The sequence below is a fragment of the Aeromicrobium sp. JP4 genome, from assembly GCF_054957925.1.
Genome location: NZ_CM143290.1, coordinates 160077 through 184641 on the forward strand (window position 1 = coordinate 160077; position 24565 = coordinate 184641).

Consider the following 24565-nt stretch of genomic DNA (forward strand, 5'->3'; position numbering starts at 1 on the left):
AGCGACTTTCAGCTTCAGGGCCGACCCGGTGTTAGGTCAGCCTCACCAAGGTACTCCTGCGTCGGCCGTGCGTCGACGCGGGCGGTGTGTAGTAAGCCACGTGGCCGCCGCGGGGGGATCTGGTAGCGCTCGAGGTGCCGCACGGGCGTGTCGAGGTACCGGTCGTCGAGGTGACCGTGGGACTTCATGTTGTGGTGCTTCCTGCACAGGCACCTGAGGTTGGATCCGCTGGTCGCGCCGCCGCTGTCGTAGGCCTTCGCGTGGTCGACGTCGGTCTCGTGGACCGGGGCGCGGCAGCCGGCGACCCGGCAGGTGCCGTCGCGCCAGCGGAGCGCTTGTCTCAGTGATTCGGGCGGCCGGTACTTCAGGACCGTGGTGTCGAGGACCTCGCCCACCGGGTCGAGGACCAGACGTCTGAGCACGGCATGCTCGGACTGGGCGAGCTCGCGGGCCCACGCGCTGCCGACCGGCTCGCCGTCGAGAGTCAGTCCGGGGCCGTCGGTCAGGCCGATGAGGTCGGTGGCCGAAATACTGATCGCGATCTCGGCGCGGATGTCGGTGCTGGTGCCGGTGCAGGACGTGAGCCAGTGCGCCACGAGGTCGGCCTGCTTCTGCTCGCGCGTGCGTCGGTCCTTCTCGCCGGACTCCCGGTCCATTGACGGCAAAGCCCTCGCAGCGCGACGCAGCCGGTCGCCGACGGCGATGGCGACCCCCGTGGGCAGGAGGGCGTTGAGCCACGACGTGCCGTCGCTGTTGTGGCTGATCGAGACGCGGCGCTCCTCGACCGCCCGATCCGTCTCCTCGCGGACCTGCTCGGGCTCGAGCCGGGCGCGCAGCCGCCGCAGCCAGGCCCGCAGCTCGGCGATCGTGTGGGTGGAGGCGTAGTCGGGAGCGGAGGCCTCGAGCGCCGCCCAGGCCTCCGGGGTCTCCAGGCGCTCGGCGGTGTCGGCGATCGCGGACATGCAGACTCCGTCGATGTCGCCCGATCGGAATGCCGACCAGACCGCAGGCACTCGTTCACGGACCACCGTGGCCTCGCTGACCATCGCCCACACCTGGCGTTCGGTGACGTGCAGCGCCTGAGCCAGCTCGAGGGTGACCTCGCGCCGCGCCAGGTCCTTCGACAGCAGGATGTCGTCCGTGCGATCGATGTCGGCCACCCGTTTGGCGTGGAATGAGGCGATGAAATCCCACTCCTCGAACTCGGCGATCGCCCGGGCGCGACGCACGGCGTCGCCCGTCACGATCGCCCGGTTCCAACTCATGGACCCAACCTAGTGGGCCCCACCGACAGAAACCGAGAGCGCGGAAAGTCCTGTGCGAGGGAAGCGCGAACACTAGGTTGACGCTGTGAACGAAGAGGTCGTCGAGATGCTGGTACGTCTCGCATGCGGGGTCCCGTCAGAGCCGCCGATCGTCGGCACCGTGGTGATCGGCGGTCGGCGGCATCGCGTCTGGAAGCATGCCGAGCGGGTGAGGGTGGAGACGCCGGAAGGCCGGCTGCAGATGATCTGCGACGGCGAGCGCCTGCTCAGCTTCTCCGAAGGCTCGGACCGTCCCTTCTCGATGAGCGCTGAGGCCTTCGGTCTCCACGACGAGGATGCGCCGTGGCACCGACTGGCCGGCCCCAGCCTCCGTGACCTGGAGCTGAGCGAACGGCGGGCGGACGGGCCCGTCGAGCGCGGTGAGAGGTTCGGTCGCGCGACCGTCTCCGTCACGTTGGATCACACGTACCACGACGATTTCCCCCTGCACCTCGTGCTGGACGCCGTCACGGGAATGCCCTTGGAGATGACCGAGGCCCGTTCCTCCGTCCTTCGGTGGACCGACCTGGAGGTGCTCGACTCGATCGACGAGGAGCAGTGGCGCTGGGACGGCTCCACGACAGAACCTCGGTGGTTCGGCTACGTGGGGGTGGGCGACGAGCTGGTCGGCGACGTTCCTCCCTCGGCGCGTGAGCAGTTCCGGGAGGCGGCGCTCCGCGGCGAGAGGCTGGCAGAGGAGCTCGATCTGCCCCACGTGACCGCGGAGGTGCCGTTGACGGTCGAGGTGCGCTCCTTCGACCCTGACGTCGTCATGATCGACTTCGAGGCTTATTGCTCCGTCGGCGTCACCGGACAGGCGTCCCGCGATCCTGAGGAACATCGAACTGCGCTGACGGAGTGGACGACGGCCGACGGCTGGACGTGGACCCTGAATGCGTCCGGAGTCACCGACGAACGGCTCTTCGCGACGCTTCGTGACCACATCACGGCGTGGCGCGACGCGCGACCGGCCAGCGTTACCGACTGATCGGCTCTGATGTCGGGCGAACTCCGGGAAGCCACGAGCGCGTCCACTGGACTGGTCCGCTCCCGGGCTGGGAGGCTGTGGCCGACCGTGCCCTCGAGTGGGCGCTGCAGCAGGCGGCGCCGGACCTGGAGACCCGTGGCTGAGTTCGTCCCTGCCGTCGGCAACATCCTGAGCCTGATCGAGCGCCGCGACTGGGTGCGGCTGGAGCGGAGCCTCGCCCCGGACGTGCACTGGACCACCGCCGTCGAGGAGCACCTGCACGGCCCGGCCGAGGTCATCGCGTGCCTGCGTGACGACCCCGTGCCGGGCCCGCCGGCTTACCACGACGTCGACAAGCACGGCCTGCTCGTGCGCTGGGTCGACAAGATGGGCTGACTCCGGCATCGCGGGGGACTACGTTGCGAGGATGGAGCCCGCAGCACTACACGTCCTCCGTCACGGGCAGGGTCGCCCGGTGGTCGTGCTGCACGGCGCCGGGGTCGACCACCGCGAGCCGGAGGCGTGCTTCGAGCCGATCCTCGGGCAGGTCGACGGGCTGCGCCGCGTGTATCCCGACCTGCCGGGCATGGGACGCTCGCCCGCGCCGGAGTCGCTGCGGTCGTCCGACGACGTCCTGCACCTGATGCTGGACTTCGTGCACGCCGAGTGCGGGCGCGAGCCGTTCCTGCTCCTCGGCCACTCGTGGGGTGCGTACCTCGCGCGGGGGATGGCCGCGCGAGTGCCCGAGCAGGTGGCCGGGCTGGCCTTGGTGTGCCCCGTGCTGACGGGCGACCACAACGTGCCTGAGCACCGGGTGGTCGCCGGCCCGGGGGTCTCGGCGACGCCGTCTTCCGCGACTACTTCGTGGTCCAGACACCGCAGATGCTCGAGCGGTACGAGAGGTTCGTCGCGCCCTCGGCGGCGCTCGTCGACGAGGCGGCGATGGAGTGCATCGGCGAGAACTGGGGACTCTCGCTGGCCGCGGTGCCGTACCCCGGACCGACCCTGGTCGTGGCCGGGCGGCTGGACTCGACGGTGGGGTACGCGGGTGCGGTCGAGCTGCTCGGCGTCCATCCGCGCGCGACGCTCGCCGTCGTTGACGACGCGGGTCACGCGCTCCGCACGAGCAGCCCGAGCTGCTGGGCGCGCTGATCCGTCAGTGGCTGGCCCGGGTGTCCCCGTGACGGCCGGCGACGTTCCTGGCGCCTTCGACGCCTACGCCGTGGTGATCCTGCGCAGGCCCGTCGACGCGCCGGAGCTGCCCGAGGACGAGCTCGAGGCCCTCCAGGAGCGCCACCTCGCGTATCGCGCCGAGCTGGGGCGCCGCGGCGTCCTCGTCGCGAACGGACCCTTCCTGGAGCAGTCGGACCCGTCGTTCCGGGGGATGTCGATCTTCAGGTGCGACCCGGGCAAAGCGGACGGTCGGGGAGCGTCACTCCGTGGGCAACCTATAGGATGTAGGTGAACACCTATAGGAAGTAGTTTCGCATGGCTGCCCGCCCCATCCTCACCGCAGAGTCGCTCGCCACTACGGCTGCGGCCATCGCAGACGAGCTCGGCTTCGAGCGGCTCAGCGTCTCCGAGGTCGCGCGGCGCGTGGGGGTCAAGCCCGCGAGCGTGTACTTCCACCTCGACGGCGCCGACGACCTGCGCGGTCGCGTCAGCACGCTGGCCCTCGCCGAGCTCGGCGACCGGCTGGCCCTCGCGCTCGCCGGGCGTGCCGGTCGGGACGCGCTCGGTGCGCTCGTCGACACGGTGCGCGGCTACGCGCTGGAGCACCCTGGGCGGTGGGAGGCGACGCAGGTCCGCATCACCGCGCCGGAGGCCGCTCCGGCGGGTGCGCGCGTCGGCGCCCTGATGCTCGGCGTCGTCCGTGCGTACGGGCTGCCGGAGGACGAGCAGACGCACGCCGTGCGCCTCATCGGCAGCACCGTCAACGGCTTCGTGCGCCTGCACGTGAACGGCGGCTTCGACCACTCCGAGCCCGACCCCGAGGACTCGTGGCTCCGCATGACCCAGGCGCTCGACAGCGCCCTCACCCACTGGCCCGTCAAGGCCGCACCCGACCAGGACACCTCACGATGAACCCAACTCTCCATGACGTCCCTCTGACCGAGGAGCTGTTCCGCGGCGCGGTCGAGCTCGAGCCGACGGCGCGCGGCGTGCAGCCGCACCGGCTGCCGGCGTGGGCCCGGCGACAGCTGCCCGACCCGCAGCTCCTCATGGCCGAGGCCCAGCCCTCCGGCGTGCGCCTCGTGATGCGCACGGCGGCCACGACGATCGCGATCACGGCCCAGCCGACCCGCGTGGCCTACGTCGGGGCGCCGCCGCGCCCGCTCGGCGTCTACGAGCTGCTCGTCGACGGCGTGCCGGCCGGGCAAGGATCGGTCGGCGGGGGAGACGTGCTCACCATCGACATGAGCACCGGCGGACGCGAGGTGACCCACGGAGAGCCCGGCACCGTGACCTTCGAGGGCCTGCCGGCGACGGAGAAGACGGTCGAGATCTGGCTCCCGCACAACGAGCTGACCGAGGTCGTCGCACTCCGGGCGGACGCACCGGCAGACCCCGTGCAGGCGGCCGACCGGAGGGTGTGGCTGCACCACGGCAGCTCCATCAGCCACGGCTCCGCCGCCGTGCGCCCCACCGGGACCTGGCCCGCCGTCGCGGCAACCGCCGGGGGAGTGGACCTGGTGAACCTCGGCTTCGGCGGCAGTGCCCTGCTCGACCCGGCCACCGCCCGCACGATGCGCGACCTCCCGGCCGACGTGATCAGCGTCAAGATGGGGATCAACCTCGTCAACGCCGACCTCATGCGCGTCCGAGGGTTCGTCGCGGCGCTGCACGGCTTCCTCGACACCATCCGCGACGGCCACCCCGAGACGCCCCTGCTGCTCGTCTCGCCGATCCTGTGCCCGATCCACGAGGACACCCCGGGACCCGGCCTCGTCGACCCAGCGACCCTCGGCACCGACGACGTCCGGTTCAAGGCCGGCGGCGACCCGGCCGACGTCGCGTTCGGCAAGCTCACGCTGCGCGTGATCCGCGAGCAGATGGCACAGGTCGTGGAGTCGCGCCGGGTCGACGATCCGCACCTGTACCTGCTCGACGGGCGCGAGCTCTACGGCGAGGCCGACTTCGAGACCGACCCGCTGCCGGACGCCCTCCACCCCAGCGCCGACACCCACCGCCTCATGGGGGAGCGCTTCGCGAAGCTCGCTTTCGCCGCGGGCGGCGTCTTCGGCTCGGACTAGGACGCGTCCTCGGGCGGCATCTCGGCGAACGCCAGCGCGTTGCCGTCCGGGTCGCGCACCATCACGTGGCGCACCCCGTTGCCGTAGGTCTCGATCTCGCCGTGCCCGATCCCGGCGGCTGCGAGGCGCTCCAGCAGGTCGTCGAGGCTGGAGACGCCGAAGGTGACGCGGCCGGCGCCGGCGCGCTCGGGACCCGGCTCGATGAAGAGCGTCGCGTGCTCCTCGATGTCCCAGAGGATCTCGTCGCCGGCGCGGAAGTCCGGCTCGCGACCGAAGAGCCGCCGGTACCAGTCGAGCGAGGCGTCGAGGTCGGACACCGGCACTCCGGCGATCATGTGCGTGATTGATCCCGCCATGGGTGGATGATGTCGCACATGAGAGCGGTGGTCCATGACCGTTACGGCGGACCGGAGGTCCTGCGGGTCGAGGACGTGCCGGTGCCGACGCCGTCAGCGGGCCAGGTGCTGGTCCGGGTCGAGGCGACCTCGGTCAACCTCAGCGACTGGGAGTGCCTCGTCGGGTCCCCGGCGTACGCGCGGATCGGAGGGCTGCGGGCCCCGGCGCGCCCCACACTCGGCTCCGACATCGCCGGCGTCGTCGAGGCCGTGGGCGAGGGCGTGACCTCGTTCCGTCCTGGCGACGAGGTGTACGGCGACAACCTCGCGCTGAAGGGCGGCTTCGCGGAGTACGCGGTGGCCCCGGAGTCGGTGCTCGCCGCCAAGCCGGCCGGGCTCTCCTTCGCCGACGCCTCGACGATTCCGCAGGCCGGCGCGATCGCGGTCCAGGGCACCGCGTGGGCGCGACCGGGCTCGCGCGTGCTGCTCAACGGCGCGGGCGGCGGATCGGGCTCGTTCGCGATCCAGCTCGCGAAGCGCCTCGGTGCCCACGTCACCGGCGTCGACAACGCCACCAAGCTGGACTTCATGCGCTCGGTCGGCGCCGACGAGGTGCTCGACTACCGGCTCCAGGACTTCAGCCGGACCGGGCCGTACGACCTCGTCCTCGACCTCGTGGCGCACCGCTCCGTCCTCGCGTACCGCCGCTCGGTGGCGCGCGGCGGGACGTATCGCTGCGTGGGCGGCTCGGTCGGCACGCTCCTGCGGGTGCTCACCGCCGGCACGGTGGTCGGGAAGGCCACCGGCCGCTCGCTGGGCGTCCTCGTGGTGAGGGAGGGGCCCGCGCAGTTCGTGCCGCTCGCCCACCTGGTCAGCCGCGGCGACGTCAGGGTGCACACCGAGCGGACCTACCGCCTCGACGAGGTACCGGAGGCCCTCGCCCACGTCGGCGAGGGGCGTGCCCTGGGCAAGGTCGTGGTGGTCCCGTCCTCGTGACATGCCAAGGGCGAGCCACCGTGCGGTGACTCGCCCTCGACGGGATCTGCGGTCGCTCAGACCCGACGGACCTTGTACGAACCGGTCCAGATCTTGACCTTCTCGACGGACTTGCCCGGACGGGGCGAGTGCCAGATCTTGTTGTTCCCGGCGTAGATCGCGATGTGGTAGACGCCCGAGCCGTTGTAGAAGCCGATCAGGTCGCCCTTGCGCTTGTTGCCCTTGGAGACCTTCTTGCCCTTCGACATCTGGGCACCGGCGACGCGCGGCATGCTCTTCTTGACGGACTTCTTCACGACGTACTTGACCAGGCCGGAGCAGTCGAAGCCCGACGGGCTCGCGCCGCCGTAGCGGTACGGGGTGCCCTTGTACTTCGCGGCGGTATTCATGATCTTCTTGCCGCGGATGATGGCGCGCTTGCGCTTGATCGCCTTCTTGCGGGCGATGACGTACTTCTTGCGCTTGATCGCGGCCTTGCGCTTCACGATGCGCTGGTAGCGGAGCTGGGCCGCGGACGGGGCCGCGGTCGTGGTGGAGACGGAGCTCTGGGCGCCGCTCGAGCTGACGGTGGCCGGGGCCGCCTGGGCGGGAGCACTCACGGTCATGATGGAGGCCGCCAGGGAGGCAGCGAGAATCGTTGCGACATGTCGCATAGGGGGATCTCCTTCAACGCCTTCGAGGAGAGACCTGTCGGACTGGCAGTGAAGGTGTGCCCCACGCTCGGTGGTTAGCCCCAAGTCGCGCGAACGCGACGCAATGCTGGTTTCCCCGGCTCGCCGATTGTGTGTTGATGGACTGGTCCCGTGAACCTCGGCGAGTTCAGCGTGCTCACGGCCTGGCCCAAGTAGGGCCTCAGGGACCATAGGCACGTGAAATCCGGGACCACGAATCGGAGAGATTCCGCCGTTTCCGTCTGAGATCGTTGCGGTTACTGGCATTCCAGCGCTAAACGCGGTTTGCACGAACAGACATGACGTGAGCCATCTCACACTTTCGCGGTGTCGGGGAGGATGCACCCATGGTCATCCTCGAACCTGCCACCGCCGAGAACTGGCGCGACATCGCGAAGGTCCGCGCCTCCGAGGCCCAGAGCGGCTGGGTCGCCGAGCCCACCTACTACCTGTGCCTGTCGGCGTACGACGGGCTGTGGCGCTCCTGTGCCGTGCGGACCGAGGACGGGACGACCGTCGGGCACGTCATGTGGGCCGTCGATCCCGACGACGACAGCCACTGGATCGGCGGCCTCGTGATCGACGCGGGACGACAGGGCGAGGGCCTGGGCCGCGCCACCGTCGAGGCGTTGCTGACCCTGTGGGAGCGCGACGAGCCCGCGCTCTCCGGGACGCCCTACCGGGAGGCGGCGCTGTCGGTCTCGGACGACAACGAGGTCGCGCTCGGGCTCTACCGGTCCTTGGGCTTCGTCGAGACCGGCGAGCTCTCCGACGACGAGATCGTGCTGAGGCGTCCGCGCCCCTAGCCCGACGCCGGACTGCGGGCGTACGTTGAAGGGGTGTCGTCGGGCTCGATGGTGCAGGGCATGGTCCGGGCCGTGGGCGAGAGCCCGGTCGCGGAGTGGGTCGCCGACGCCCAGCAGACCGTCTACCGCCCACTGCTCGAGTGGGCCAGGCGAAGCCCGCTGCACTCCGGAGTCCTGGGCCACTCGGTGCATCCCGTGCTCACCGACGTCACGCTCGGCTGCTGGCTCAGTGCCTCGATCCTCGACGTGGCCGGCGGATCGAAGGCGCACGACAGTGCGAGGCTGCTGGTCGCGAGCGGGCTCGCGGCCGCGGTACCGACCGCCGTCGCCGGTGCCGCCGACTGGACCGAGCTGTCGGGCGCGGAACGCAGGATCGGCGCGGTGCACGCCGCCGGCACGGACATCGCCACCTTCCTCTTCTTCGGGTCCCTCGTCGCGCGGATGCGGGGGAACCGCGCCACGGGCTCGAAGCTCGCGATCGCGGGCAACCTCGTCATGGTCGGCGCCGGCCTGCTCGGAGGGCACCTGGCCCTCACGAAGGGAACGGCGAACCGCACGGTCGCCACTCCCTGAGGGTCCGATCGTCATCGCCCGAGCCGGCGAACTCCGGATTCCACCGATAGGCGCGCGCGAAAGCGCCTAGTCTGCATCGACGGAAGCGGCGATACGGGACGGTGGATGGAAGACAACGAACGGCACCTCGATCCGCATGGTGTGCGGCGTGGCCGCCGGAGAGGCGTGGCGCTGCTGGCGGCTGCAACGCTCGTGGCGGCGACGCTGACCTTCAATGTCGCGGGCGCGAGTGACTCCGTTGACCGTGCGGCTCGAAACCTGGGCCTGCCCTGGTTCGACGCCCTCAGGGACTCCGACAGCGACGGACTGTCCGATCGCGAGGAGCTCCGCGGCTGGAAGGTCAGCGACGGCAGCGTGTACACGACGGACCCGAAGAAGCAGGACACCGACGGCGACGGCCTGGTCGACCCGCTTGAAGCCGGACCACGTGAGCGCGCTGCGGGTGCGGCGTCGGAAACGTACGCCGGACTCTCCGACCCGACTGAGACCGACACCGATGGCGACGGGCTCGACGACGGCAGCGAGTTCTTCGCCGATCTGGACCCTCGCCAGCCGGACACCGATGACGATGGCCTGCGCGACGACGTGGAACTGGCGTTCGGCTCCGATCCGTCGTCCGCGAATCCGGACGACGACTCGTACTCGGACAAGGCGGAGTACGAACGCGGATCTGACCCTCTGGCCTACGACCTCAGTCTGGCCCAGGCAGCGGGTGCTTTCGTCGTGGGAGCGAGCGCGGGCGACTGGGCTTGGGCTGCTCGCAAGATCGGCCGCCTCAACGAGCAGCAGCTCCAGTCGCCGGAATACCTGATCGGGCAGCTCATCAGTGGGCTGGTGGGCGTCGGTGACGTGCGGGATCTCGCGGCGAATCTGGGAACCTTGGACCTCGTCGACGCAATTCTCAGCCTGGTCGGGATCGTCCCGATCGTCGGCGACACCGCCCGGGTCATCGCCACTCTGGGGAAGTTCGCAGCGCACGGAGATCGCGCCGCGCGTGCCGTCGCGATGACGATCGAGCGCCTTCCGTGGTCGAAAGCCGACAAGGCGAGCGCACGGGAGAAGATCTTCGGTGGCACCCGCAGACTCCCGGTCGAGCTCCGAGGTGGGCCGAAGGAACACAGCGTCTACATCGGGGCCGGATATGTCGGAAGGACGAAGGACTTCCCGGCGCGGAAGGCGCAACATGCGTCCGCGGGGCGTTCCTTCACCCCACAGCTGATCCCCACGGCCACGAAGCTGAGCCTCGGCGAGGCTCGGGCGATCGAGGAAGCCTGCATCGTGAGGATTGGTCTCGGAGCGTCCGGTGGCGCTCTCGAGAACCGCATCCACAGCATCAGCCCCGGAGTCGCGCACTACGCCGCGGCGGTGGAGTGGGGAACGAGGTTCCTGGACTCGAACCGGGCGGCATGCTCTGTCGCCTAGATGTACAGAGCTCGTGGAACCACCGACCACCCCCGGTGATGAGTTCTCGCCACTTCCGCCGTCTTACCTGTGACAGGACATGACGAGTCGGAAGAGGATGGCCATGAGTGTGGACACGCAACTGGGGGAGCGCAGCGACATGACCGAGGTCGACGAGTCGACGTTCTCCGCGATGGCCGAGCGGCACCGGCGCGAGCTGCACGTGCACTGCTACCGGATGCTCGGCTCCTTCGAGGACGCCGAGGACACCGTGCAGGAGACGTTCCTGCGGGCCTGGCGACGCCGGGAGACCTACGAGGGCCGCTCGACGTTCCGCGCGTGGCTCTACAGGATCGCGACGAACGCCTGCTTGGACCTGCTGACCAAGCGACGCCCTGAGCCGGCCACCGGCGGAGAGGTGCTGTGGCTCCAGCCGTACCCCGACCGGCTGCTCGACGAGCTGCGCGCGGACGACGCCGACGAGCCCGAGTCGCGGGTCGTGGCACGCGAGACGATCGAGCTGGCCTACCTGATCGCGGTCCAGCACCTGGCTCCGCGACCTCGAGCGGCGCTGATCCTGCGCGACGTGGTCGGCTGGCCGGCGAAGGACGTCGCCGAGCTCCTCGGGGACTCCGTGAACTCGGTGAACTCGGCGCTGCAGCGTGCCCGCGCCGGGATGCGCGAGCACCTGCCGGCCGAGCGCCAGGAGTGGACCGGCGGCGCTGACGACCCCGAGACGCTCGAGCTGGTGCGCCGCTACACGGAGGCGTGCGTCGCCACCGACATCGACTCGATCGCCGAGATGCTGCGCGAGGACGTGCGCTGCTCGATGCCGCCGACTCCGGGACTGCATGTCGGCCGCGACGCGGTGGTCGGCGACTGGGTCGAGAGCGGCTTCGAGAGCATGACGGGCCTGCGGGTCGTCTCCACGTCGGCGAACCGGCAGCCCGCGGTCGGGGCCTACCTCTGGCGCGAGCAGGAGAACGCCTACCTGCCCCTCACGGTCGACGTGCTGCGGATCGAGGGCGGGAGGATCAGCGAGATCCTCACCTTCCACAGTGACCAGTTCCCGCGGCTGGGTCTGCCCGAGCGTCTGGAGGCGTCATGAGCGCCGCGGAGGCACGGGTCAGCACCCGTCCCCGTCTCGGCAGGGTCGCCGTCACCGGCGTCGTCGCCGCGGTCGTGGCGGCAGCGGTCACCACCGCCTGCGCCGCGCTGGCGAAGGCAGCTGGCGTGGACTTCGAGGTTCCCGACGGCGGCGAGGCGATCCCGGTGGGCGGCTTCGCCACGGTGACCGTGTTCTTCTCGCTCGTCGGCGTGGCCGTCGCGCTGGCGCTGGGACGGTGGAGCGCTAGGCCGGCGCAGCGATTCCTGCAGGCCACGCTGGCACTGACCGCGGTCTCGCTGGTGCCGCCGTTCCTCGCAGGTGGGAACGCGGCGACGACGGCCACCCTCGTGGGGCTACACCTCGTCGCGGCGGCCGTGGTCATCCCCGTCGTGGCGCGGCCGCTCCGCACACCATGAGAACCACTCGCTGATCGCGGGCAGCACGAGGTCGAGCCGCCGCAGCATCCCGTCGTGGTCGAGCCCCGGCACGACCTCGTACGGGATGCCGCGGGCGTCGAGGTCGCGCTCCAGCAGGGTGGGGGAGAGGAGCGAGGCCATGACGGCGTCGTCCTCGCTCCACCAGAGGCGAAGCGGGCGGTCGAGGTCGGCCAGTGCGCCGGGCGGCAGGGTGGCGATGTCGTCCCAGAACGCCTCGGCGGCCGCGGGGTCGTAGGTCGCGAGGACCTCCTCCCAGGCCTCGGGGTCTTCGCGCGCGGAGGTGTTGCGATCTCGCGCACGGTCGCCCATGCCGCTCAGGTCGGCGGTCAGCGGGAAGCCGCCACAGGCCACCGCCGTCACGCGGGGGCTGCTCAGGGCGAGCCGAGCGGCCATCACGCCGTTCATCGAGTACCCGAACGTGGCGTAGGAGCCGATGCCGAGGTGGTCGATCACCCGCTCGACGTCGCCGACGAAGCCCCGCACGTCATACGACCCGGGACGAACGCTCGGCCCGAATCCGCGCGGAGCCACGATCACCACCCGGAACCGCTCCGTGAGGGCGGACAGGTCCACCGACGACCAGTCGACGTTCAGGCGCGGCACCACCACCGCAGGTCCCTCACCCGCCGAGGACCACCAGATCCCGTCGAGCTCGGCCATGCGGCTCAGGGCATCCCGGCCATGGAGGTGAGCGCCGCGTAGTCGTCGGCGTCGAAGCCCGCGTCCGTGAGGACGTCCTTCAGCGAGATCGCGTCGAGCCTTGCGACGATCGCCTCCGTCACAAGTCGGTCGAGGTCGGTCAGCACGCCCTGGATGCTGCCGCCGACGGCGCACGCCGGATTGGGGCCATGGATCCCGAGCACCGGATCGTCGCCCTGGAGCAGTTGCCAGACCTGCGCGAGCGTGACGGATGCGGGGTCGACCGCCAGCTCCCAGCCGCCGCGGGCGCCGGGGCGCGAACGGACCAGGCCGCCGGCACGCAGGGGACCCAGCACCTTGCGCACGTGCACGGGGTTCACGGCAGTGCTGCCGGCCAGCTCCTCGGAGCCCACGGGCGCTACGCGACCCGCCGCCGCACTGGCGGCGAGGTACGTCAGCACGTGCACTGCCACCGCGAACTGGGTGTTGGTGGACCTGGCCATGACCCCATCTTGCCATACCGCCATCGTCGTGACTACAGTTATGAACTGTCATCACCGTAACTACAGATCGGGAACCCCATGACCCTCGCCATCACCGGTGCCTCCGGCCAGCTCGGCCGCCTCGTCGCCGACCAGCTCCTCGCCACCGTCGACCCCTCCGAGGTCGTGCTGCTGACGCGCGACCCCGCCAAGCTCTCGGAGTTCGCCGATCGCGGTGCGACCGTCCGTGCCGCCGACTTCGACCAGCCGGACGGCCTGGTCGACGCGCTCGCCGGCGTGGAGCGGATGCTGCTGATCTCCACCGACGTGGTCGGTGCCCGGGTCGACGGCCACCGCGCCGCCATCGACGCCGCCGTGAAGGCCGGCGTGCGGCACGTCGCCTACACGTCGATCCCCGAGCCGACCGAGGACAACCCCTCCGGTGTCGTCCCCGACCACGCGGCCACCGAGGACGCACTCCGCGCCAGCGGCCTGGCGTGGACGATGCTGCGCAACAACCTCTACGCCGAGATGCAGGTCGGCACGATCGAGCAGGCGGCCGCCAGCGGCCAGCTGTTCACCAACACCGGTGACGGCGGAGCCGCCTACGTCACGCGCGACGACGTCGCCGCCGTCGCGGTGGGCGTCCTCACGGGCGAGGGCCACGAGGGCCAGGCCTACGACGTGACCGGCCCCGCCGCGGTGACCGCCACGGATCTGGCCGCGCTCGCCACGAAGCTCGCCGGACGCCCCGTCGAGGTCATCAACGTCGACGACGAGGCTTATCAGGGTGGACTCGTTGCCGCTGGTGTGCCGGAGGCGTTCGCGCCGCTGCTCGTGTCGTTCGGCGCCTCGATCCGGCTCGGCAAGCTGGCCCGCGTCACCGACGTGGTCGAGCGGGTCGGCGGCCGTACGCCGACCGCCCTGGAGGACCTGCTCGTTCGCGATTGAGGGCGCCGCGCGCGCCCGCCTGACAGGATGAGGCGGTGCGCGCGCTAGTCCTCGATACCGTCCGGGCCCAGCCGGAGATCCGCGACGTCCCGGAGCCCACGGCACCGGACGGCGGAGTGGTGGTGCGGGTGGTGGCCACCGGCCTGTGCCGCAGTGACTGGCACGGGTGGGCCGGCCACGACGACGGCATCACCTTTCCTCACGTGCCGGGCCACGAGCTGGCCGGCGTGATCTCCGAGGTCGGGTCCGGCGTCACGCTCTGGAGCGTGGGCGACCGCGTCACGGTCCCGTTCGTCGCCGGCTGCGGCACCTGTGAGTGGTGCCTGGCCGGCGACGCGCAGGTCTGCCCCGACCAGGAGCAGCCCGGATTCACGTACTGGGGCTCGTTCGCCGAGTACGTCGCCGTGCACGCGGCCGACACGAACCTCGTGCGGATCCCCGAGTCGGTCGACTTCGCGACCGCGGCAAGCCTGGGCTGCCGGTTCGCCACGGCCTACCGCGCGCTCGTCGGGCGCGCGCGGGTCGTCGAGGGCGAGTGGGTCACGGTGGTCGGCGCCGGGGGAGTGGGCCTCAGCTCTGTCATGATCGCCCGCGCGCTCGGCGCCCGCGTCATCGCCGTCGACCGGAATCCCGAGGCACTCGCCGTCGCCGCCGACCTCGGCGCTGAGCACACGCTCCTCGCTGGCCCCGATCTCCCCGAAGGCCCAGGCCCTGCGCCCGCCGCGACTTTTGTGACGGCAGTCGGCTCGAAAGCCGGTCGAGAGCCGAACCGCGTCACAAATGTCGGCGGGGCTGTCGCGGAGCTGACCGGCGGCGGGAGCCACGTCGCGGTGGACGCGGTGGGCAGCGAGCAGACCTGCGCCGACGCGATCCTCAGCCTGCGTCGCCGCGGCCGCCTCGCCCAAGTCGGCCTGCTCCCGTCGATCGAGGGCCACCCACGCGTGCCGATGGAGCGCGTCATCGGCTGGGAGCTCGACCTCTTCGGCAGCCACGGCATGGCCGCTGCCGACTACCCGGGCATGATGGCGCTCATCGAGCAGGGCTCGCTGGAGCCGCAGCGTCTCATCGAGCGCACCATCGGACTCGACGAAGCGGCGGCCCTGCTCCCGGTCTTCGACCAAGCGAAGCTCGCCGGCATGACGATCATCGACCCGATGCGCTGACGGACGCGTCCAGAGCGAGGGGACGCAGCCGGCCGTCGACCATCGTGTGGGCACTGGTCAGGCGCGGCAGGATGCGCTGGTCATGGGTGACGAGGATCGTCGCGGTGTCGTGCTCGGCCGTGAGCCTCAGCAGCAGGTCGACGATCTGGGTGCCACGTTCCTGGTCCAGTGCGCTGGTGGGCTCGTCGACGATCAGCACCGACGGACGGTGCATCAGCGCGCGGGCGATGTTGACCCGCTGGCGTTGGCCGCCCGAGAGCTGCGCGGGTCGTTTGTCGGCGTCGCGGCTCAGCCCGACGGCCTCGAGGAGCTCGGCGGCTCGCTCGCGGGTGGCGTTCCGTGCGCCACGGCGCTGGCGGTCGGTCGTGAGCTCGTTCATCACCAGCAGCTGCTCGAAGGCCGTCAGGGAGGCCAGCAGGTTCGACTGCTGGAAGACCAGTCCCACTCGTGTGCGGCGGAGCTCGGCTCGCTCGGGAAGGGTGAGATCGGTCGCTTCGATGCCGTCGATGGTGACCGTGCCCCGGTCGGGGGTGATCAACGTCGAGGCGACGGCCAGCAGGCTGGACTTCCCGGATCCCGACGGGCCGGTGATGCCCACCGTGGCTCCGGCCTCGACGTGCAGGCTGGCGTCGTCGATCGCGGTCACGCGGGATGTGCCGTCGGGGAAGGTCAGGGTGATGTTGGCGAGGTCGATCATCGGTTGCTCCCGAGGGCGGTGAGGGGGTCGATGCGGGTGACTGAGCCGGTGGCGAGACCGGCGCCGGCGAGCCCGAGTGCCGTCATGATGAGCCCGGGCAGCACCGTCGTCAGCGGACTCAGGACGAAGGGCAGGGCAGCGCCGGCCGCGGTGCCCAGCACCGCGGTCACCGCGATCCCGGTCGTCACGCCGACGAGCAGCACGACGGCGGCCTGTCCCAGGGCGTCGAGCGTCAGCATGCGGTTGGTGGCGCCGAGCGCCTTGAGCACCGCGATGTCCGGCTGCCGCTGGATGCTCCACACGGTGAAGAACGCGCCGACGACCAGGGCCGAGATGCCGAAGAGCATCCCGACCATGAGCAGCAGCGATCCGATCTCTGACTTGAAGGACCCGAGTGCCGGGAGCGAGGTCAGCACACCAGTGGACTCCGTGCCCGCCTCGGCGTCGGCAGCGGCGAAGTCGACCTGCGATCCGGAGACGGCCAGGACGGTCGCGAACGGTTCCGGCTCGCCGGGTCGTGCGGCGAGCTGCTGCCAGTCCTCCAGCGCGAGGTTGGCCACCGGCAGGTGGGAGTACCACGAAACGTCACGGATGGCGTCGACGACGAACGTGCGGTCCGTGATCCGGACCGTGTCGCCGGCAACGACGCGCAGCTCCTGCGCCGTCTCCGCGCCCAAGCCGACGTGGCCACGCGGAGGTGTCGGCTCAGAGGACGTGGGCGGGCCGCCACCGAACAGCGCGACGGTCTCGTTCCGGTCGGCTGCGGACACCCGAGAGGTGCTGATGCCCAGCGGGTCGACGGAGGTGACCCCGTCCCGGCGGGTCCAGGTCTCGGCCTGGGCCTGGGTGACCGCCGAGTCGGTGTAGGACGCCGGCTGGCCGTCCGGAGTCGAGAAGACGATGCGGTCCGCGTCGAGGGAGGTGATGGCCGAGACGTTCTGCTGGGCCAGCCCTCCGGTGAGTCCGGCGAGGAAGGTCACCAGGACGGTGATGAGCGTGACGACGACGGCGATGAGCGCGAATCGTCCCTTCGCCACTTTGAGGTCGCGCCAGGCGACGAACATGGGATTCCTTCGAGAGAGGTGCGCACGATCCCGGTGACCGGTGCGTCCCCTCCACCGTCGCTCGATTCCGGCGTCGCGCCATCGTGCACCCGAACGCTCTCCCAAGGGCGAACGAACGAGGCGCAATTCCACCTTTCGAACGAGGGGCACCGACCGTCGCGACACCTAGACTGGATCGGTGATGTGGGTGTGAAGCGGGACGACAGCAGCCGCGGGATCGGCCCGGTCTCGACCTGGCTCTCGATGTCACTCCACGCGCTGGTGGCCGCACTGATCGCGATCGTGGTGCTCAACTCCGCCGACGGAACCCCTGTGGATCGCATCGCGGTGCTCTCCCTGGCGACGCTGTTCGCCGTCACGTACGTCCTCGGGGTCGTGCCGGAGGGCGCGCTGCCCGAGCCGGGACGGCGGGGCTGGTGGTGGATCGTGGCCCTGACCCTGGAGTGGCTCGCGCTGATGTGGCTCAGCGTGGAGGCGACCTACCTGGTCTTCGCGCTGTTCTTCCTCTACCTGCGCCAGCTCGGGACGGCGCTGGGCGTCATGGCGGTGATCGGCGCCACGATGGTCGCGATCGGCGCCTTCGGCCTGCACCGGGGCTTCGACGTCGCCGGGATCGTCGGGCCGGCCCTGGGCGCGGGAGTCGCCATCGTGATCGGCTGGGGCTACGAGGCCCTCCAACGCGAGGTCGCGCAACGACAGCGGCTGATCGAGGAGCTGACGCGGACTCGCGACCAGCTGGTGGTGGCCGAGCATGCCGCGGGCGTGGTGGCCGAACGCGAACGGCTGGCCCGCGAGATCCACGACACCGTCTCGCAGTCCCTCTCGAGCGTCATCATGCTGCTGCATGCCGCACAGCGGAGCGGTCCCGGTACGCCGAAGGGCGGCGAGCGGCTGGAGCAGGCCCGACAAGCGGCCACCGAGGCCTTGGCGGAGACACGCGAGTTCATCCACGCCCTGGCCCCACCCGCGTTGCGGAACGCCGGCATCGGGGATGCGCTGGTGCGGCTGGGAGTACGAACCCGGGACACCACCGGTCTGCAGGTCGAGGTCGACGTGCCGGCCGACACCGGCGTCCTGCCCATGCCGGTGGAGACGGCTCTCCTGCGCATCGCCCAGGGCGCGATGGCGAACGTGATTCAGCACGCCCACGCCACTCGGGTCGACGTGACCCTGACGCGGCTCGATGACGAGGTCATCCTCGACGTCGTCGACGACGGTGTCGGGTTCGACCCGGCCCACCTCGGGCCGCTCGGGGACGCCTCGACGTCGTTCGGTCTGGCGGCCATGCGCGAGCGGGCGGCGTCCCTCGGTGGTCGACTCGACGTGGAGTCCCGCCCCGGGCACGGGACCAGCGTCGTGGCGAGCTTCGGAGTGGCCGGATGAGCGTGCGCGTCCTCATCGTCGACGACCACCCACTGATGCGCGCCGCCCTGTGCGCACTGTTCGAGACCGAGGGGACGATCGAGGTCGTCGCGGCCGTGGGCACCACGGCGGAGGCCCTCGACGAGGTTCGGCGGAGCCACCCCGACGTCGTGTTGATGGACCTGCAGTTCAACCGTGTCTTCGAGGGTGCGCGGGCCACCCGCGAGATTCGCGAACTGGCGGAGCCGCCCGCTGTGCTCGTCCTGACGAACTTCGACACCGACGCCGACATCATCGAGGCCATCGAGGCGGGTGCCGCCGGCTATCTGCTGAAGGATGCGGCACCGGAGGAGATCACCGCGGCGATCCATGCCGCTGCCGCAGGTCAGACCGCTCTGTCACCGTCGGTGGCGACGCGCCTCCTCGCGCGGATGCAGCAGCCGCGGACGTCCCTGAGCGCGCGGGAGCTCGAGGTGCTGAACCTGGTCGCCGCGGGGCACAGCAACACGGACATCGCCCGGCGACTGCACCTGAGCGAGACCACCGTGAAGTCCCATCTGGCGCACATCTACCCCAAGCTGGGCGTGAACTCGCGCACCGCGGCGGTCGCTGAGGCGCGTCGGCGGGGCGTCATCGGCCGCGCCTGAGAAACTCGTCCCCATGGCATCGAAGGCGGCGAGCATCACCAAGGCCACCGGAACCGCGTGGACCTCCTGGGACGAGTGGCTGACCGAGCAGGGAGCCCAGGAACTTCCGCACCCCGACATCGCGAGGCTTGCGCTGGAGCGCGTCCACGAGCTCGGCATCACGCAGCACGCGGCGAACGGCAAGCCGTTCAACGACGGCTGGTGGGCCCAGACCATCGCGATCGAGTACGGACACCAGCACGGCCTGCGGGAGAAGGGCCAGCTGGCGGCGGGGGACCACGCGGTGTCGGCGTCGAAGAAGGTCGTCGGCACGCTCGACGAGCTGCTCGAGCGCTGGCTTGACCTCGTCGCCGGCCAGGATGCGTTCGACGGCGTGGCGGTCGAGGGGGACCCACGCGTGAGCTCGACGGAGAAGTGGCGCTACTGGCGAGCGAAGCTGGCGGACGGCTCGACGGTCAAGGTGGACGTCTCGGCCGGTCGGATCGCGATCCAGCACGCCGGCCTCGCGTCGACGGCCGAAGGTCAGCGCTGGCGTCCCTACTGGAAGGCCCGCCTCTCCGATCTCGCGTGAGGTCGGTGTCCTGGTCGTGACGGATCAGACTCCGTCCTCGATCAGGGCCGTGGCCGGCAGCCAGTCGGCCCCCAGGAGCTCGGCGAGCTCGCTGAAGCCCGTGGTGTCGCCTCCCGCGGTGTCGGAGGCTGCGGCGATCCGCTCCACCATGACCTTGCCGACCCGTTCCTCCACGGTGCCCTCGGCGTAGGCGATGTGCCACGGCGAGACCTGGTGGTCGCGGTGGGTTCGGCCGGTCACCTGTCGTCCGGCGATGCCCGAGAAGCGCGCTTGGTGGAAGATGCCGACCCGCGGCTCGGTGCTCCCACAGCGACCGTCGGCGAGGATCTCGCCGGCGTGCAGGCTGATCGAGGCGACGGTCGTGAACACGCAGACCTTCGCCTGTCCCGTCTGGAACCGGAGCCGCTCGGCCTCGACGTCGAACCGGTCACGGCCGTAGATGGTGGCGACCTCGATGCCGGTCTCGCGCAGACGGTCGGCGATCGGGTCAGCGGCGGTCGCCACGAACTCGACGGAGCACGCGACCTGCCGCTCGGCCTCGACCTGCTGGGCGATCCAGGCGACGGTCGAGTCGACGCGGATCAGTCCGGCCTTCTGCCGGAAGCGCAACAGCGCGGAGCGGCCCTTCGCGACGTTGCGGCCGCGCCGGGCGATGTCCATCTCATGGCAGAACTGGCCCCATTCGGACTCATAGGCGCTCCGTTCCGCCGGGGTGAGCGCCACGGGCATGCCGGAGATCGGTACCGGCCCCCACGGTGCGGAGCGGTGCAGCATGGCCGGAGGCCGTTCCTCACTCAGCCAGCCGCGCACCAGCTTGAGATCTGCGGCGCGCCGAGCGGGGTCGGTGGTCCACGTCGCGCCGTAGCGTCCCCGCTCCACGCCGACGCCGTGGCGCTCGAGCGCGTCGGCGAACGCGGCTGCGGGTTGCGTCGACGAGGTCCACTCCTTCATCGGCTCACCGAGCACCTGCGCATAGGCCGGAGCGAGGTACGGCAGCTCGAGTGGCGTGTGCCCGGGCGTCGCGGTGGTCGCGATGACGAACGGCGCCTTGTCGTGCGGGCGGCCGTGTCCGGAGATCCGTGCCCAGAGCTTCCATCGCTTCGTCGTCGTCCGTCGCAGCGCGTGAGCCTCGTCCGCGATGATGACGTCCCACGTGTGGTCCTTGACCTTCTCCAACCGGTCCCACGTGATGACCACCCATTCGAGGCCGCCGTCGCCGAGTGCGGTGATCGTGCGGCACCAGTGCCCGATCGTGATCGCGGCGGGTCGGTCGGCCACCACGAGCACCCGCCGCGCAGCTCGGAGATCGGCCACCGCCGTCGCGCCGAGAACGGCAGAGATCGTCTTGCCCACGCCGGGCTCATCGGCCAGCAGGAACTGCCGCCCGCCCGCCGCCGCACGCGCCGCGATCGCGTCGGCCGCCTCGAACTGGATCCTCCGCGGCTCAAGCTCATCGGTCGGTTCGGGGCGCGGCGTCGGACGGTCGGGATTGAGGGAGTTCTCGATGAACCGACCGAGCGTGTGGGGCCCCGGAGCGTACGGGGCGAGGTGCTCGGGCAGCGCGCGTCCGACGTGGAGGTGAGTCTTGACCGCTGGGTGCCAGGTGGCGCCGTCGACCTGTGTCCCGTACGGCACGTCGAGCACCCAGATCCGTTCACCCGGTCCGGCGGCCGGCAACGGCCGCGACTGCTGTCGCGTCCCGCCACGGCGCGGAGACGCGGTGCGTCGGCGAGCACCGGATCGGCGAGGACTGGCCACCTCTGGACGCTATCTGGGTGTCCGACCCGAACAGAGCTGGCTCGCCCGGGGGAGGCGTCCCGGTCGCCGTCTCCACCCATCGCCCCTAGGCTCGGGACGCTTGCGTCCCTTCGAGCGCGCGGGCCTGTGCCGACCGACCACGTCCCGGATCATGATCGATCAGTGAAGGAAGCCCATGTGCCGCGTTCTGGCCTATCTCGGATCAGAAGTACCGCTGGAAGACCTGCTGCTCAAGCCTGAGAACAGCCTCATCAACCAGGCCCTCGACCCGGAGCGCCACCCGCAGCTCCAACTGGCCGGGTGGGGATTCGGAGCGTGGAGCGAGCACCTGCTCAAGCCGGAGAAGCCGTTCCTCTACCACCGCCCCATGGCCGCCTTCTACGACGACAACGTCGTCGGCATCGTGCCGAGCCTCCAGGTCAGCACCATGCTCGCCCACGTCAGGGCGGCGGACTACAACTCCAAGACCGTGCTGGCCGACGAGAACTGCCACCCCTTCTCCTTCGAGGGGACGCCGTGGATCGTCGCGCAGAACGGCGACGTGCCGAACTGGCAGCTCTTGCAGCGCGAGCTGCTGCAGCACTGCAAGGACGAGTACCTCGAGCAGATGGTGGGCACCACGGACACCGAGTTCCTCTACGTGCTGCTGCTGTCCCTGCTCGAGAGCGACAGCGACGAGGACGTGAAGCGCGCCTTCGAAGAGGTCATGCGACTCCTCGTGCAGGCGATGAAGGACCTCGATCTGCCTGCGCTGGCCAAGCTGAAGCTGGCGCTGGTCTCTCCGAACCGGATCATCGGGGTCAACGTCGGCACCGGGCACCACGGCGAGCCCGACCCGGCGGGGGACTGGGAGGAGCTGCGCAAGTCCGGCCCCGGCACGGACGACTACGCCCTCTCCATGCTCCTGGAGCCGATGTACCTGCTGATGGGCCGCAACTTCGACCACGACGGCCCGACCTACGACTTCGAGGAGTGCACCGTCGACAACGCGACCGGCGTCATCTTCGCCTCCGAGCCGTTGACCGACAGCAAGGCGGACTGGGGCCTGTTGGAGTTCGGCGAGATCGTGTTCCTCGAGAGGGACGGCGAGAAGATCACCAAGACCGTTGACAAGCTGAAGGTGTAGAGGGCGGGGTCTGTCTGTCGTCGACTAGACGTCAAGCTGGGAATGTTTAGGCGCGACGTGCGCCGACCCGCTCGGGTTGGCGCACGTCAAGCTCTGCGTGGCGATCCAAGGCTTGGTGTTCGTCATCTGCGGCTAAAGCGGATCGCCACAGCTTCGGCACGTGTCCTCACCGCCGTCGTACATCATCCCGCAGCAATAAGAAGTACCGCCGGAGCCGCCATCGCCACCGAGGTCGTCAGCGAGTGCGGCTTGGAATACCCGCTCGGCCTCGTCCCGCTCCTCCTGAGCGTTGGTGATCTCAGATTCGATCGCATCGAGCGTGGCCCGCCACGCGGCCTCGGACTCGTAGTCATCGAAACTGTCCTCGATGACCGTCAGTTTTTCCAAGAGTTGGCTGACCTTCTCGTCCGTAGCGTTGGCAATAACCATCGCTTCGTTGATCTCCTGCTGTCCCATGATGATCAGTATGTCGCCGTCTGAGATTCAGTTGCTGAGATTCGCGAACCCGGCCGGACCGCGGCGGAACGTCGCAGCACCGTCCGTACCGAATCGGGGTCGTGCGGCCGTCCCTGCATTCGCGCCGACACTTGTCGCCTTGGTCCGTCCGGTGGATGAGGCAAGCAGATCGGTCCTGGCCGTCGTCTGCGAGCTCGACCGACCAACGAACTGCGGGGCTCGGGACTTAGACCGGTGGGTTCCTGATGATCTTTACGAACTCGGTCAACTCGCTCAGCGACATTCGCCGGCGGCCTAGCGAGATGCGTCGCTCATCAGGCGCCGGAGGCTCCGGCGCGAACACGCGCCGAGCGATCTCGACCCGCAACTCCTGCGGATCCTCGACGTTCTCCAGGAATGGCTCCAGCGCAGCCAGGTCCAATCCGAGCCGCTTCGCGGTCCGCTCCTCCGCCCTGTGTTCAGCGGCCTGACGTCCGCAGTACCCGGCGACGATCAAGCCAATAATACCGACACTGCTCTTAGCGATCAGGAACTGCGTGGTGTCATTGCGGGCGCCGAGCACCACCCAGACCAAAGCGCCGACGGTGATTAGACCCACCGCCACGGCGGCGATGTTCCACCACTTGGCGACCTTGCCCTGAGTCTTCGCCCACACCTGGTAGTCGCCCGAGACGGCGTCGCGGCCCGTAGCCTCGATCAGCCCGCGTGCCTGTTCCCTGTAGCCCTGCAATTCGGACAGCAGTTCTGTCGCTCGCTGCGACTGCTGCTCGCGTTGCTCATTGCCCGCTGCCTCGCGCTCCTGCTCCGACTCCTTGAATGCAGTCTCGCGCTGCTCGGCTTCCTCAGAGAAAGCGGCCCGTTGCGTTTCGATCTGTTCCTGCAGTTGGGTCGTTTGCGTCGCAACGGCCTGCTCGCCCTCAGCGATCTTCTCCTGCAACCCTTCCAAGGACGCCTCCGCCGTCTCAGCGTCAGCGGTGCGCTGCTCGTCGGCCTCGGCAATGCGCTGCTTCAGGCCACCGACCAGATCGCGCAGCGCAGCGATCTCAGCGTCCGCTGCCTGCTTGTACCGGTCCGTCGCCTCCTGGGCGGCGCGTACCTGTTCGTCTGCGGGCGGCGGCGGCATCGACTGGACGGCTGTGTTTCGCGCACCAGTGAAGGACGTAACGGCGTTGGACGCGAGAACTCCGGCATTCGTCTCGCGGTCCTGAAGGTAGGTCGTCAAATAATCCCGAGCGTTGGTCAGGTCCTGGGCGAGCGACGCGAGGACGCCCTCATCTACGAGGCCCGGGTCCACACCGCGGAGTGATTCCACGTACTGCACAACAGAGTGTGCCAACCGGATCTCGCTCCGGCCTTCCTCAGCCTCCCCCGCGAGGTCCCCCGCGAGCATTTCTTTCAAGTTGTCGAGAACAGGCCACAGCGCGTGGTCGTTGTACGGGTCTCGGTCCATGGTCATGCACCCCTTGTCGCCGCTGTGGGCTCGAAAGAACGTTAGGCGCGGGTACCGACATTTCTGATCAGGATCGGTCCGTGTCACCGTTTCTCCGCAAGCGGGGGCCTGCTGAGAGATGAGTTCCCTCACATCACCACGGTGCCTAGCCCTAGAGGCCTCTGCATTCTGGGCGCAAGGGGTGTCAGTGTCGTTCAGACGCCGACGACGCATGCAGTCAGGAAGTGGACGCCGTGACGATGGAGGTTTCCCTTTGGAACGTCATCCCGACATGGCTGACGGCCCGTTGGCGGGACGGGAATTCAAGTGGCAGGCGCAAGCCGAGGAGTCCATGAGCGACGACCTGG

28 protein-coding genes and 1 pseudogene are annotated in these 24565 nt (G+C 69.9%); 19 read left to right on the top strand and 10 right to left on the bottom strand.

Annotated elements, in window-relative coordinates:
- Positions 1 to 14: 14 nt before the first annotated feature.
- Positions 15 to 1265 carry an HNH endonuclease signature motif containing protein gene (locus tag ACY1JX_RS00800; RefSeq protein ID WP_462564879.1) on the bottom strand — a complete coding sequence of 417 codons (1251 nt, stop codon included), beginning with the start codon at positions 1263 to 1265 and terminating at the stop codon, positions 15 to 17.
- Between the two features lie 85 nt (positions 1266 to 1350).
- Here ACY1JX_RS00800 and ACY1JX_RS00805 point away from each other — a divergent pair, with 85 nt between their 5' ends.
- From ACY1JX_RS00805 to ACY1JX_RS00835, 7 genes and pseudogenes are all read left to right on the top strand, one after another.
- Complete coding sequence (locus tag ACY1JX_RS00805; RefSeq protein ID WP_462564880.1) at positions 1351 to 2292, top strand: hypothetical protein; 942 nt, start codon at positions 1351 to 1353, stop codon at positions 2290 to 2292.
- 135 nt (positions 2293 to 2427) lie between these two features.
- A complete protein-coding gene (locus ACY1JX_RS00810) occupies positions 2428 to 2667 on the top strand; it encodes a hypothetical protein (RefSeq protein WP_462564881.1) in 240 nt (79 codons plus the stop codon).
- 31 nt (positions 2668 to 2698) lie between these two features.
- Positions 2699 to 3034, top strand: a pseudogene (locus ACY1JX_RS00815) (alpha/beta fold hydrolase); the annotation flags it as partial.
- Positions 3035 to 3153: 119 nt separating this feature from the next.
- Positions 3154 to 3423, top strand: coding sequence for an alpha/beta fold hydrolase (locus ACY1JX_RS00820; RefSeq protein WP_462565903.1), 270 nt, complete (start codon positions 3154 to 3156; stop codon positions 3421 to 3423).
- 28 nt (positions 3424 to 3451) lie between these two features.
- Positions 3452 to 3736 (top strand): YciI family protein, encoded by a 285-nt coding sequence (locus ACY1JX_RS00825; RefSeq protein WP_462565904.1) that lies wholly within the window; start codon positions 3452 to 3454, stop codon positions 3734 to 3736.
- 23 nt (positions 3737 to 3759) lie between these two features.
- Positions 3760 to 4356: a TetR/AcrR family transcriptional regulator gene (locus ACY1JX_RS00830; protein WP_462564882.1), complete on the top strand. Its 597-nt coding sequence runs from the start codon at positions 3760 to 3762 to the stop codon at positions 4354 to 4356.
- Complete coding sequence (locus ACY1JX_RS00835; protein WP_462564883.1) at positions 4353 to 5525, top strand: SGNH/GDSL hydrolase family protein; 1173 nt, start codon at positions 4353 to 4355, stop codon at positions 5523 to 5525. The genes ACY1JX_RS00830 and ACY1JX_RS00835 overlap by 4 nt, the downstream gene beginning before the upstream one ends.
- Here ACY1JX_RS00835 and ACY1JX_RS00840 read toward each other — a convergent pair.
- Positions 5522 to 5881, bottom strand: a complete 360-nt coding sequence (locus ACY1JX_RS00840) for a VOC family protein (protein WP_462564884.1) — start codon at positions 5879 to 5881, stop codon at positions 5522 to 5524. The genes ACY1JX_RS00835 and ACY1JX_RS00840 overlap by 4 nt on opposite strands.
- A gap of 18 nt (positions 5882 to 5899) precedes the next feature.
- Here ACY1JX_RS00840 and ACY1JX_RS00845 point away from each other — a divergent pair, with 18 nt between their 5' ends.
- Positions 5900 to 6856 carry an NAD(P)-dependent alcohol dehydrogenase gene (locus ACY1JX_RS00845; RefSeq protein ID WP_462564885.1) on the top strand — a complete coding sequence of 319 codons (957 nt, stop codon included), beginning with the start codon at positions 5900 to 5902 and terminating at the stop codon, positions 6854 to 6856.
- Positions 6857 to 6912: 56 nt separating this feature from the next.
- Here the strand turns inward: ACY1JX_RS00845 and ACY1JX_RS00850 are convergent, their stop codons facing one another.
- Positions 6913 to 7509 carry a C40 family peptidase gene (locus ACY1JX_RS00850; protein WP_286928451.1) on the bottom strand — a complete coding sequence of 199 codons (597 nt, stop codon included), beginning with the start codon at positions 7507 to 7509 and terminating at the stop codon, positions 6913 to 6915.
- 365 nt (positions 7510 to 7874) lie between these two features.
- Here ACY1JX_RS00850 and ACY1JX_RS00855 point away from each other — a divergent pair, with 365 nt between their 5' ends.
- The 5 genes from ACY1JX_RS00855 to ACY1JX_RS00875 all read left to right on the top strand — a co-directional run bounded on the left by ACY1JX_RS00855 (position 7875) and on the right by ACY1JX_RS00875 (position 11831).
- A complete protein-coding gene (locus ACY1JX_RS00855) occupies positions 7875 to 8333 on the top strand; it encodes a GNAT family N-acetyltransferase (protein ID WP_286928453.1) in 459 nt (152 codons plus the stop codon).
- A 33-nt stretch (positions 8334 to 8366) separates the two neighbouring features.
- Complete coding sequence (locus ACY1JX_RS00860) at positions 8367 to 8906, top strand: DUF2231 domain-containing protein (RefSeq protein WP_286928454.1); 540 nt, start codon at positions 8367 to 8369, stop codon at positions 8904 to 8906.
- Between the two features lie 105 nt (positions 8907 to 9011).
- Positions 9012 to 10328 (top strand): hypothetical protein, encoded by a 1317-nt coding sequence (locus ACY1JX_RS00865; RefSeq protein ID WP_462564886.1) that lies wholly within the window; start codon positions 9012 to 9014, stop codon positions 10326 to 10328.
- A gap of 103 nt (positions 10329 to 10431) precedes the next feature.
- Positions 10432 to 11415, top strand: coding sequence for an RNA polymerase subunit sigma-70 (locus ACY1JX_RS00870; protein ID WP_462564887.1), 984 nt, complete (start codon positions 10432 to 10434; stop codon positions 11413 to 11415).
- Positions 11412 to 11831 carry a DUF6069 family protein gene (locus tag ACY1JX_RS00875; RefSeq protein WP_462564888.1) on the top strand — a complete coding sequence of 140 codons (420 nt, stop codon included), beginning with the start codon at positions 11412 to 11414 and terminating at the stop codon, positions 11829 to 11831. Before ACY1JX_RS00870 ends, ACY1JX_RS00875 begins: the two co-directional genes overlap by 4 nt.
- On the opposite strand, the gene ACY1JX_RS00880 is transcribed toward ACY1JX_RS00875, so the two are convergent.
- On the bottom strand, positions 11769 to 12512 hold the full coding sequence (locus ACY1JX_RS00880; RefSeq protein ID WP_462564889.1) for an alpha/beta fold hydrolase: 744 nt from the start codon (positions 12510 to 12512) through the stop codon (positions 11769 to 11771). The genes ACY1JX_RS00875 and ACY1JX_RS00880 overlap by 63 nt on opposite strands.
- A gap of 5 nt (positions 12513 to 12517) precedes the next feature.
- Positions 12518 to 12994 (bottom strand): Rrf2 family transcriptional regulator, encoded by a 477-nt coding sequence (locus tag ACY1JX_RS00885; RefSeq protein ID WP_462564890.1) that lies wholly within the window; start codon positions 12992 to 12994, stop codon positions 12518 to 12520.
- 78 nt (positions 12995 to 13072) lie between these two features.
- Here ACY1JX_RS00885 and ACY1JX_RS00890 point away from each other — a divergent pair, with 78 nt between their 5' ends.
- On the top strand, positions 13073 to 13924 hold the full coding sequence (locus tag ACY1JX_RS00890) for an SDR family oxidoreductase (RefSeq protein ID WP_462564891.1): 852 nt from the start codon (positions 13073 to 13075) through the stop codon (positions 13922 to 13924).
- Between the two features lie 35 nt (positions 13925 to 13959).
- On the top strand, positions 13960 to 15087 hold the full coding sequence (locus ACY1JX_RS00895) for a zinc-dependent alcohol dehydrogenase family protein (protein ID WP_462564892.1): 1128 nt from the start codon (positions 13960 to 13962) through the stop codon (positions 15085 to 15087).
- On the opposite strand, the gene ACY1JX_RS00900 is transcribed toward ACY1JX_RS00895, so the two are convergent.
- Both ACY1JX_RS00900 and ACY1JX_RS00905 read right to left on the bottom strand, forming a co-directional pair.
- On the bottom strand, positions 15068 to 15784 hold the full coding sequence (locus ACY1JX_RS00900; protein WP_462564893.1) for an ABC transporter ATP-binding protein: 717 nt from the start codon (positions 15782 to 15784) through the stop codon (positions 15068 to 15070). The two genes, ACY1JX_RS00895 and ACY1JX_RS00900, sit on opposite strands and share 20 nt — an antisense overlap.
- Positions 15781 to 16848: an ABC transporter permease gene (locus tag ACY1JX_RS00905; protein WP_462564894.1), complete on the bottom strand. Its 1068-nt coding sequence runs from the start codon at positions 16846 to 16848 to the stop codon at positions 15781 to 15783. The genes ACY1JX_RS00900 and ACY1JX_RS00905 overlap by 4 nt, the downstream gene beginning before the upstream one ends.
- A 189-nt stretch (positions 16849 to 17037) precedes the next feature.
- Here ACY1JX_RS00905 and ACY1JX_RS00910 point away from each other — a divergent pair, with 189 nt between their 5' ends.
- From ACY1JX_RS00910 to ACY1JX_RS00920, 3 genes are read left to right on the top strand one after another with little or no spacing between them, the layout of a single operon-like run.
- The gene (locus ACY1JX_RS00910; protein WP_462564895.1) at positions 17038 to 18231 is read left to right on the top strand and encodes a sensor histidine kinase; all 1194 of its coding nucleotides are present in this window, start codon (positions 17038 to 17040) and stop codon (positions 18229 to 18231) included.
- Complete coding sequence (locus ACY1JX_RS00915; RefSeq protein WP_462564896.1) at positions 18228 to 18857, top strand: response regulator; 630 nt, start codon at positions 18228 to 18230, stop codon at positions 18855 to 18857. Before ACY1JX_RS00910 ends, ACY1JX_RS00915 begins: the two co-directional genes overlap by 4 nt.
- 13 nt (positions 18858 to 18870) lie before the next feature.
- Positions 18871 to 19428 carry a hypothetical protein gene (locus tag ACY1JX_RS00920; RefSeq protein WP_462564897.1) on the top strand — a complete coding sequence of 186 codons (558 nt, stop codon included), beginning with the start codon at positions 18871 to 18873 and terminating at the stop codon, positions 19426 to 19428.
- A 24-nt stretch (positions 19429 to 19452) separates the two neighbouring features.
- Here ACY1JX_RS00920 and ACY1JX_RS00925 read toward each other — a convergent pair whose 3' ends face one another.
- Entirely contained in the window at positions 19453 to 21072 is a 1620-nt protein-coding gene (locus ACY1JX_RS00925) for a DEAD/DEAH box helicase (protein WP_462564898.1), read from the bottom strand.
- A 289-nt stretch (positions 21073 to 21361) separates the two neighbouring features.
- Between ACY1JX_RS00925 and ACY1JX_RS00930 the strand changes: the two genes are divergently transcribed.
- Entirely contained in the window at positions 21362 to 22312 is a 951-nt protein-coding gene (locus ACY1JX_RS00930; protein ID WP_462564899.1) for a class II glutamine amidotransferase, read from the top strand.
- Positions 22313 to 22444: 132 nt separating this feature from the next.
- On the opposite strand, the gene ACY1JX_RS00935 is transcribed toward ACY1JX_RS00930, so the two are convergent.
- On the bottom strand, positions 22445 to 22768 hold the full coding sequence (locus tag ACY1JX_RS00935; RefSeq protein ID WP_462564900.1) for a hypothetical protein: 324 nt from the start codon (positions 22766 to 22768) through the stop codon (positions 22445 to 22447).
- A gap of 226 nt (positions 22769 to 22994) precedes the next feature.
- Positions 22995 to 24224, bottom strand: a complete 1230-nt coding sequence (locus ACY1JX_RS00940) for a hypothetical protein (RefSeq protein ID WP_462564901.1) — start codon at positions 24222 to 24224, stop codon at positions 22995 to 22997.
- Positions 24225 to 24565 lie beyond the last annotated feature (341 nt).

Coding starts and splice junctions, on each gene's coding strand:
- ACY1JX_RS00880 (WP_462564889.1), bottom strand. CDS start 12,512: ATGGCCGAGCTCGACGGGATCTGGTGGTCCTCGGCGGGTGAGGGACCT.
- ACY1JX_RS00845 (WP_462564885.1), top strand. CDS start 5,900: ATGAGAGCGGTGGTCCATGACCGTTACGGCGGACCGGAGGTCCTGCGG.
- ACY1JX_RS00830 (WP_462564882.1), top strand. CDS start 3,760: ATGGCTGCCCGCCCCATCCTCACCGCAGAGTCGCTCGCCACTACGGCT.
- ACY1JX_RS00885 (WP_462564890.1), bottom strand. CDS start 12,994: ATGGCCAGGTCCACCAACACCCAGTTCGCGGTGGCAGTGCACGTGCTG.
- ACY1JX_RS00930 (WP_462564899.1), top strand. CDS start 21,362: ATGTGCCGCGTTCTGGCCTATCTCGGATCAGAAGTACCGCTGGAAGAC.
- ACY1JX_RS00935 (WP_462564900.1), bottom strand. CDS start 22,768: ATGGGACAGCAGGAGATCAACGAAGCGATGGTTATTGCCAACGCTACG.
- ACY1JX_RS00855 (WP_286928453.1), top strand. CDS start 7,875: ATGGTCATCCTCGAACCTGCCACCGCCGAGAACTGGCGCGACATCGCG.
- ACY1JX_RS00940 (WP_462564901.1), bottom strand. CDS start 24,224: ATGACCATGGACCGAGACCCGTACAACGACCACGCGCTGTGGCCTGTT.
- ACY1JX_RS00875 (WP_462564888.1), top strand. CDS start 11,412: ATGAGCGCCGCGGAGGCACGGGTCAGCACCCGTCCCCGTCTCGGCAGG.
- ACY1JX_RS00870 (WP_462564887.1), top strand. CDS start 10,432: ATGAGTGTGGACACGCAACTGGGGGAGCGCAGCGACATGACCGAGGTC.
- ACY1JX_RS00835 (WP_462564883.1), top strand. CDS start 4,353: ATGAACCCAACTCTCCATGACGTCCCTCTGACCGAGGAGCTGTTCCGC.
- ACY1JX_RS00820 (WP_462565903.1), top strand. CDS start 3,154: ATGCTCGAGCGGTACGAGAGGTTCGTCGCGCCCTCGGCGGCGCTCGTC.
- ACY1JX_RS00915 (WP_462564896.1), top strand. CDS start 18,228: ATGAGCGTGCGCGTCCTCATCGTCGACGACCACCCACTGATGCGCGCC.
- ACY1JX_RS00865 (WP_462564886.1), top strand. CDS start 9,012: ATGGAAGACAACGAACGGCACCTCGATCCGCATGGTGTGCGGCGTGGC.
- ACY1JX_RS00920 (WP_462564897.1), top strand. CDS start 18,871: ATGGCATCGAAGGCGGCGAGCATCACCAAGGCCACCGGAACCGCGTGG.
- ACY1JX_RS00905 (WP_462564894.1), bottom strand. CDS start 16,848: ATGTTCGTCGCCTGGCGCGACCTCAAAGTGGCGAAGGGACGATTCGCG.
- ACY1JX_RS00800 (WP_462564879.1), bottom strand. CDS start 1,265: ATGAGTTGGAACCGGGCGATCGTGACGGGCGACGCCGTGCGTCGCGCC.
- ACY1JX_RS00840 (WP_462564884.1), bottom strand. CDS start 5,881: ATGGCGGGATCAATCACGCACATGATCGCCGGAGTGCCGGTGTCCGAC.
- ACY1JX_RS00850 (WP_286928451.1), bottom strand. CDS start 7,509: ATGCGACATGTCGCAACGATTCTCGCTGCCTCCCTGGCGGCCTCCATC.
- ACY1JX_RS00890 (WP_462564891.1), top strand. CDS start 13,073: ATGACCCTCGCCATCACCGGTGCCTCCGGCCAGCTCGGCCGCCTCGTC.
- ACY1JX_RS00900 (WP_462564893.1), bottom strand. CDS start 15,784: ATGATCGACCTCGCCAACATCACCCTGACCTTCCCCGACGGCACATCC.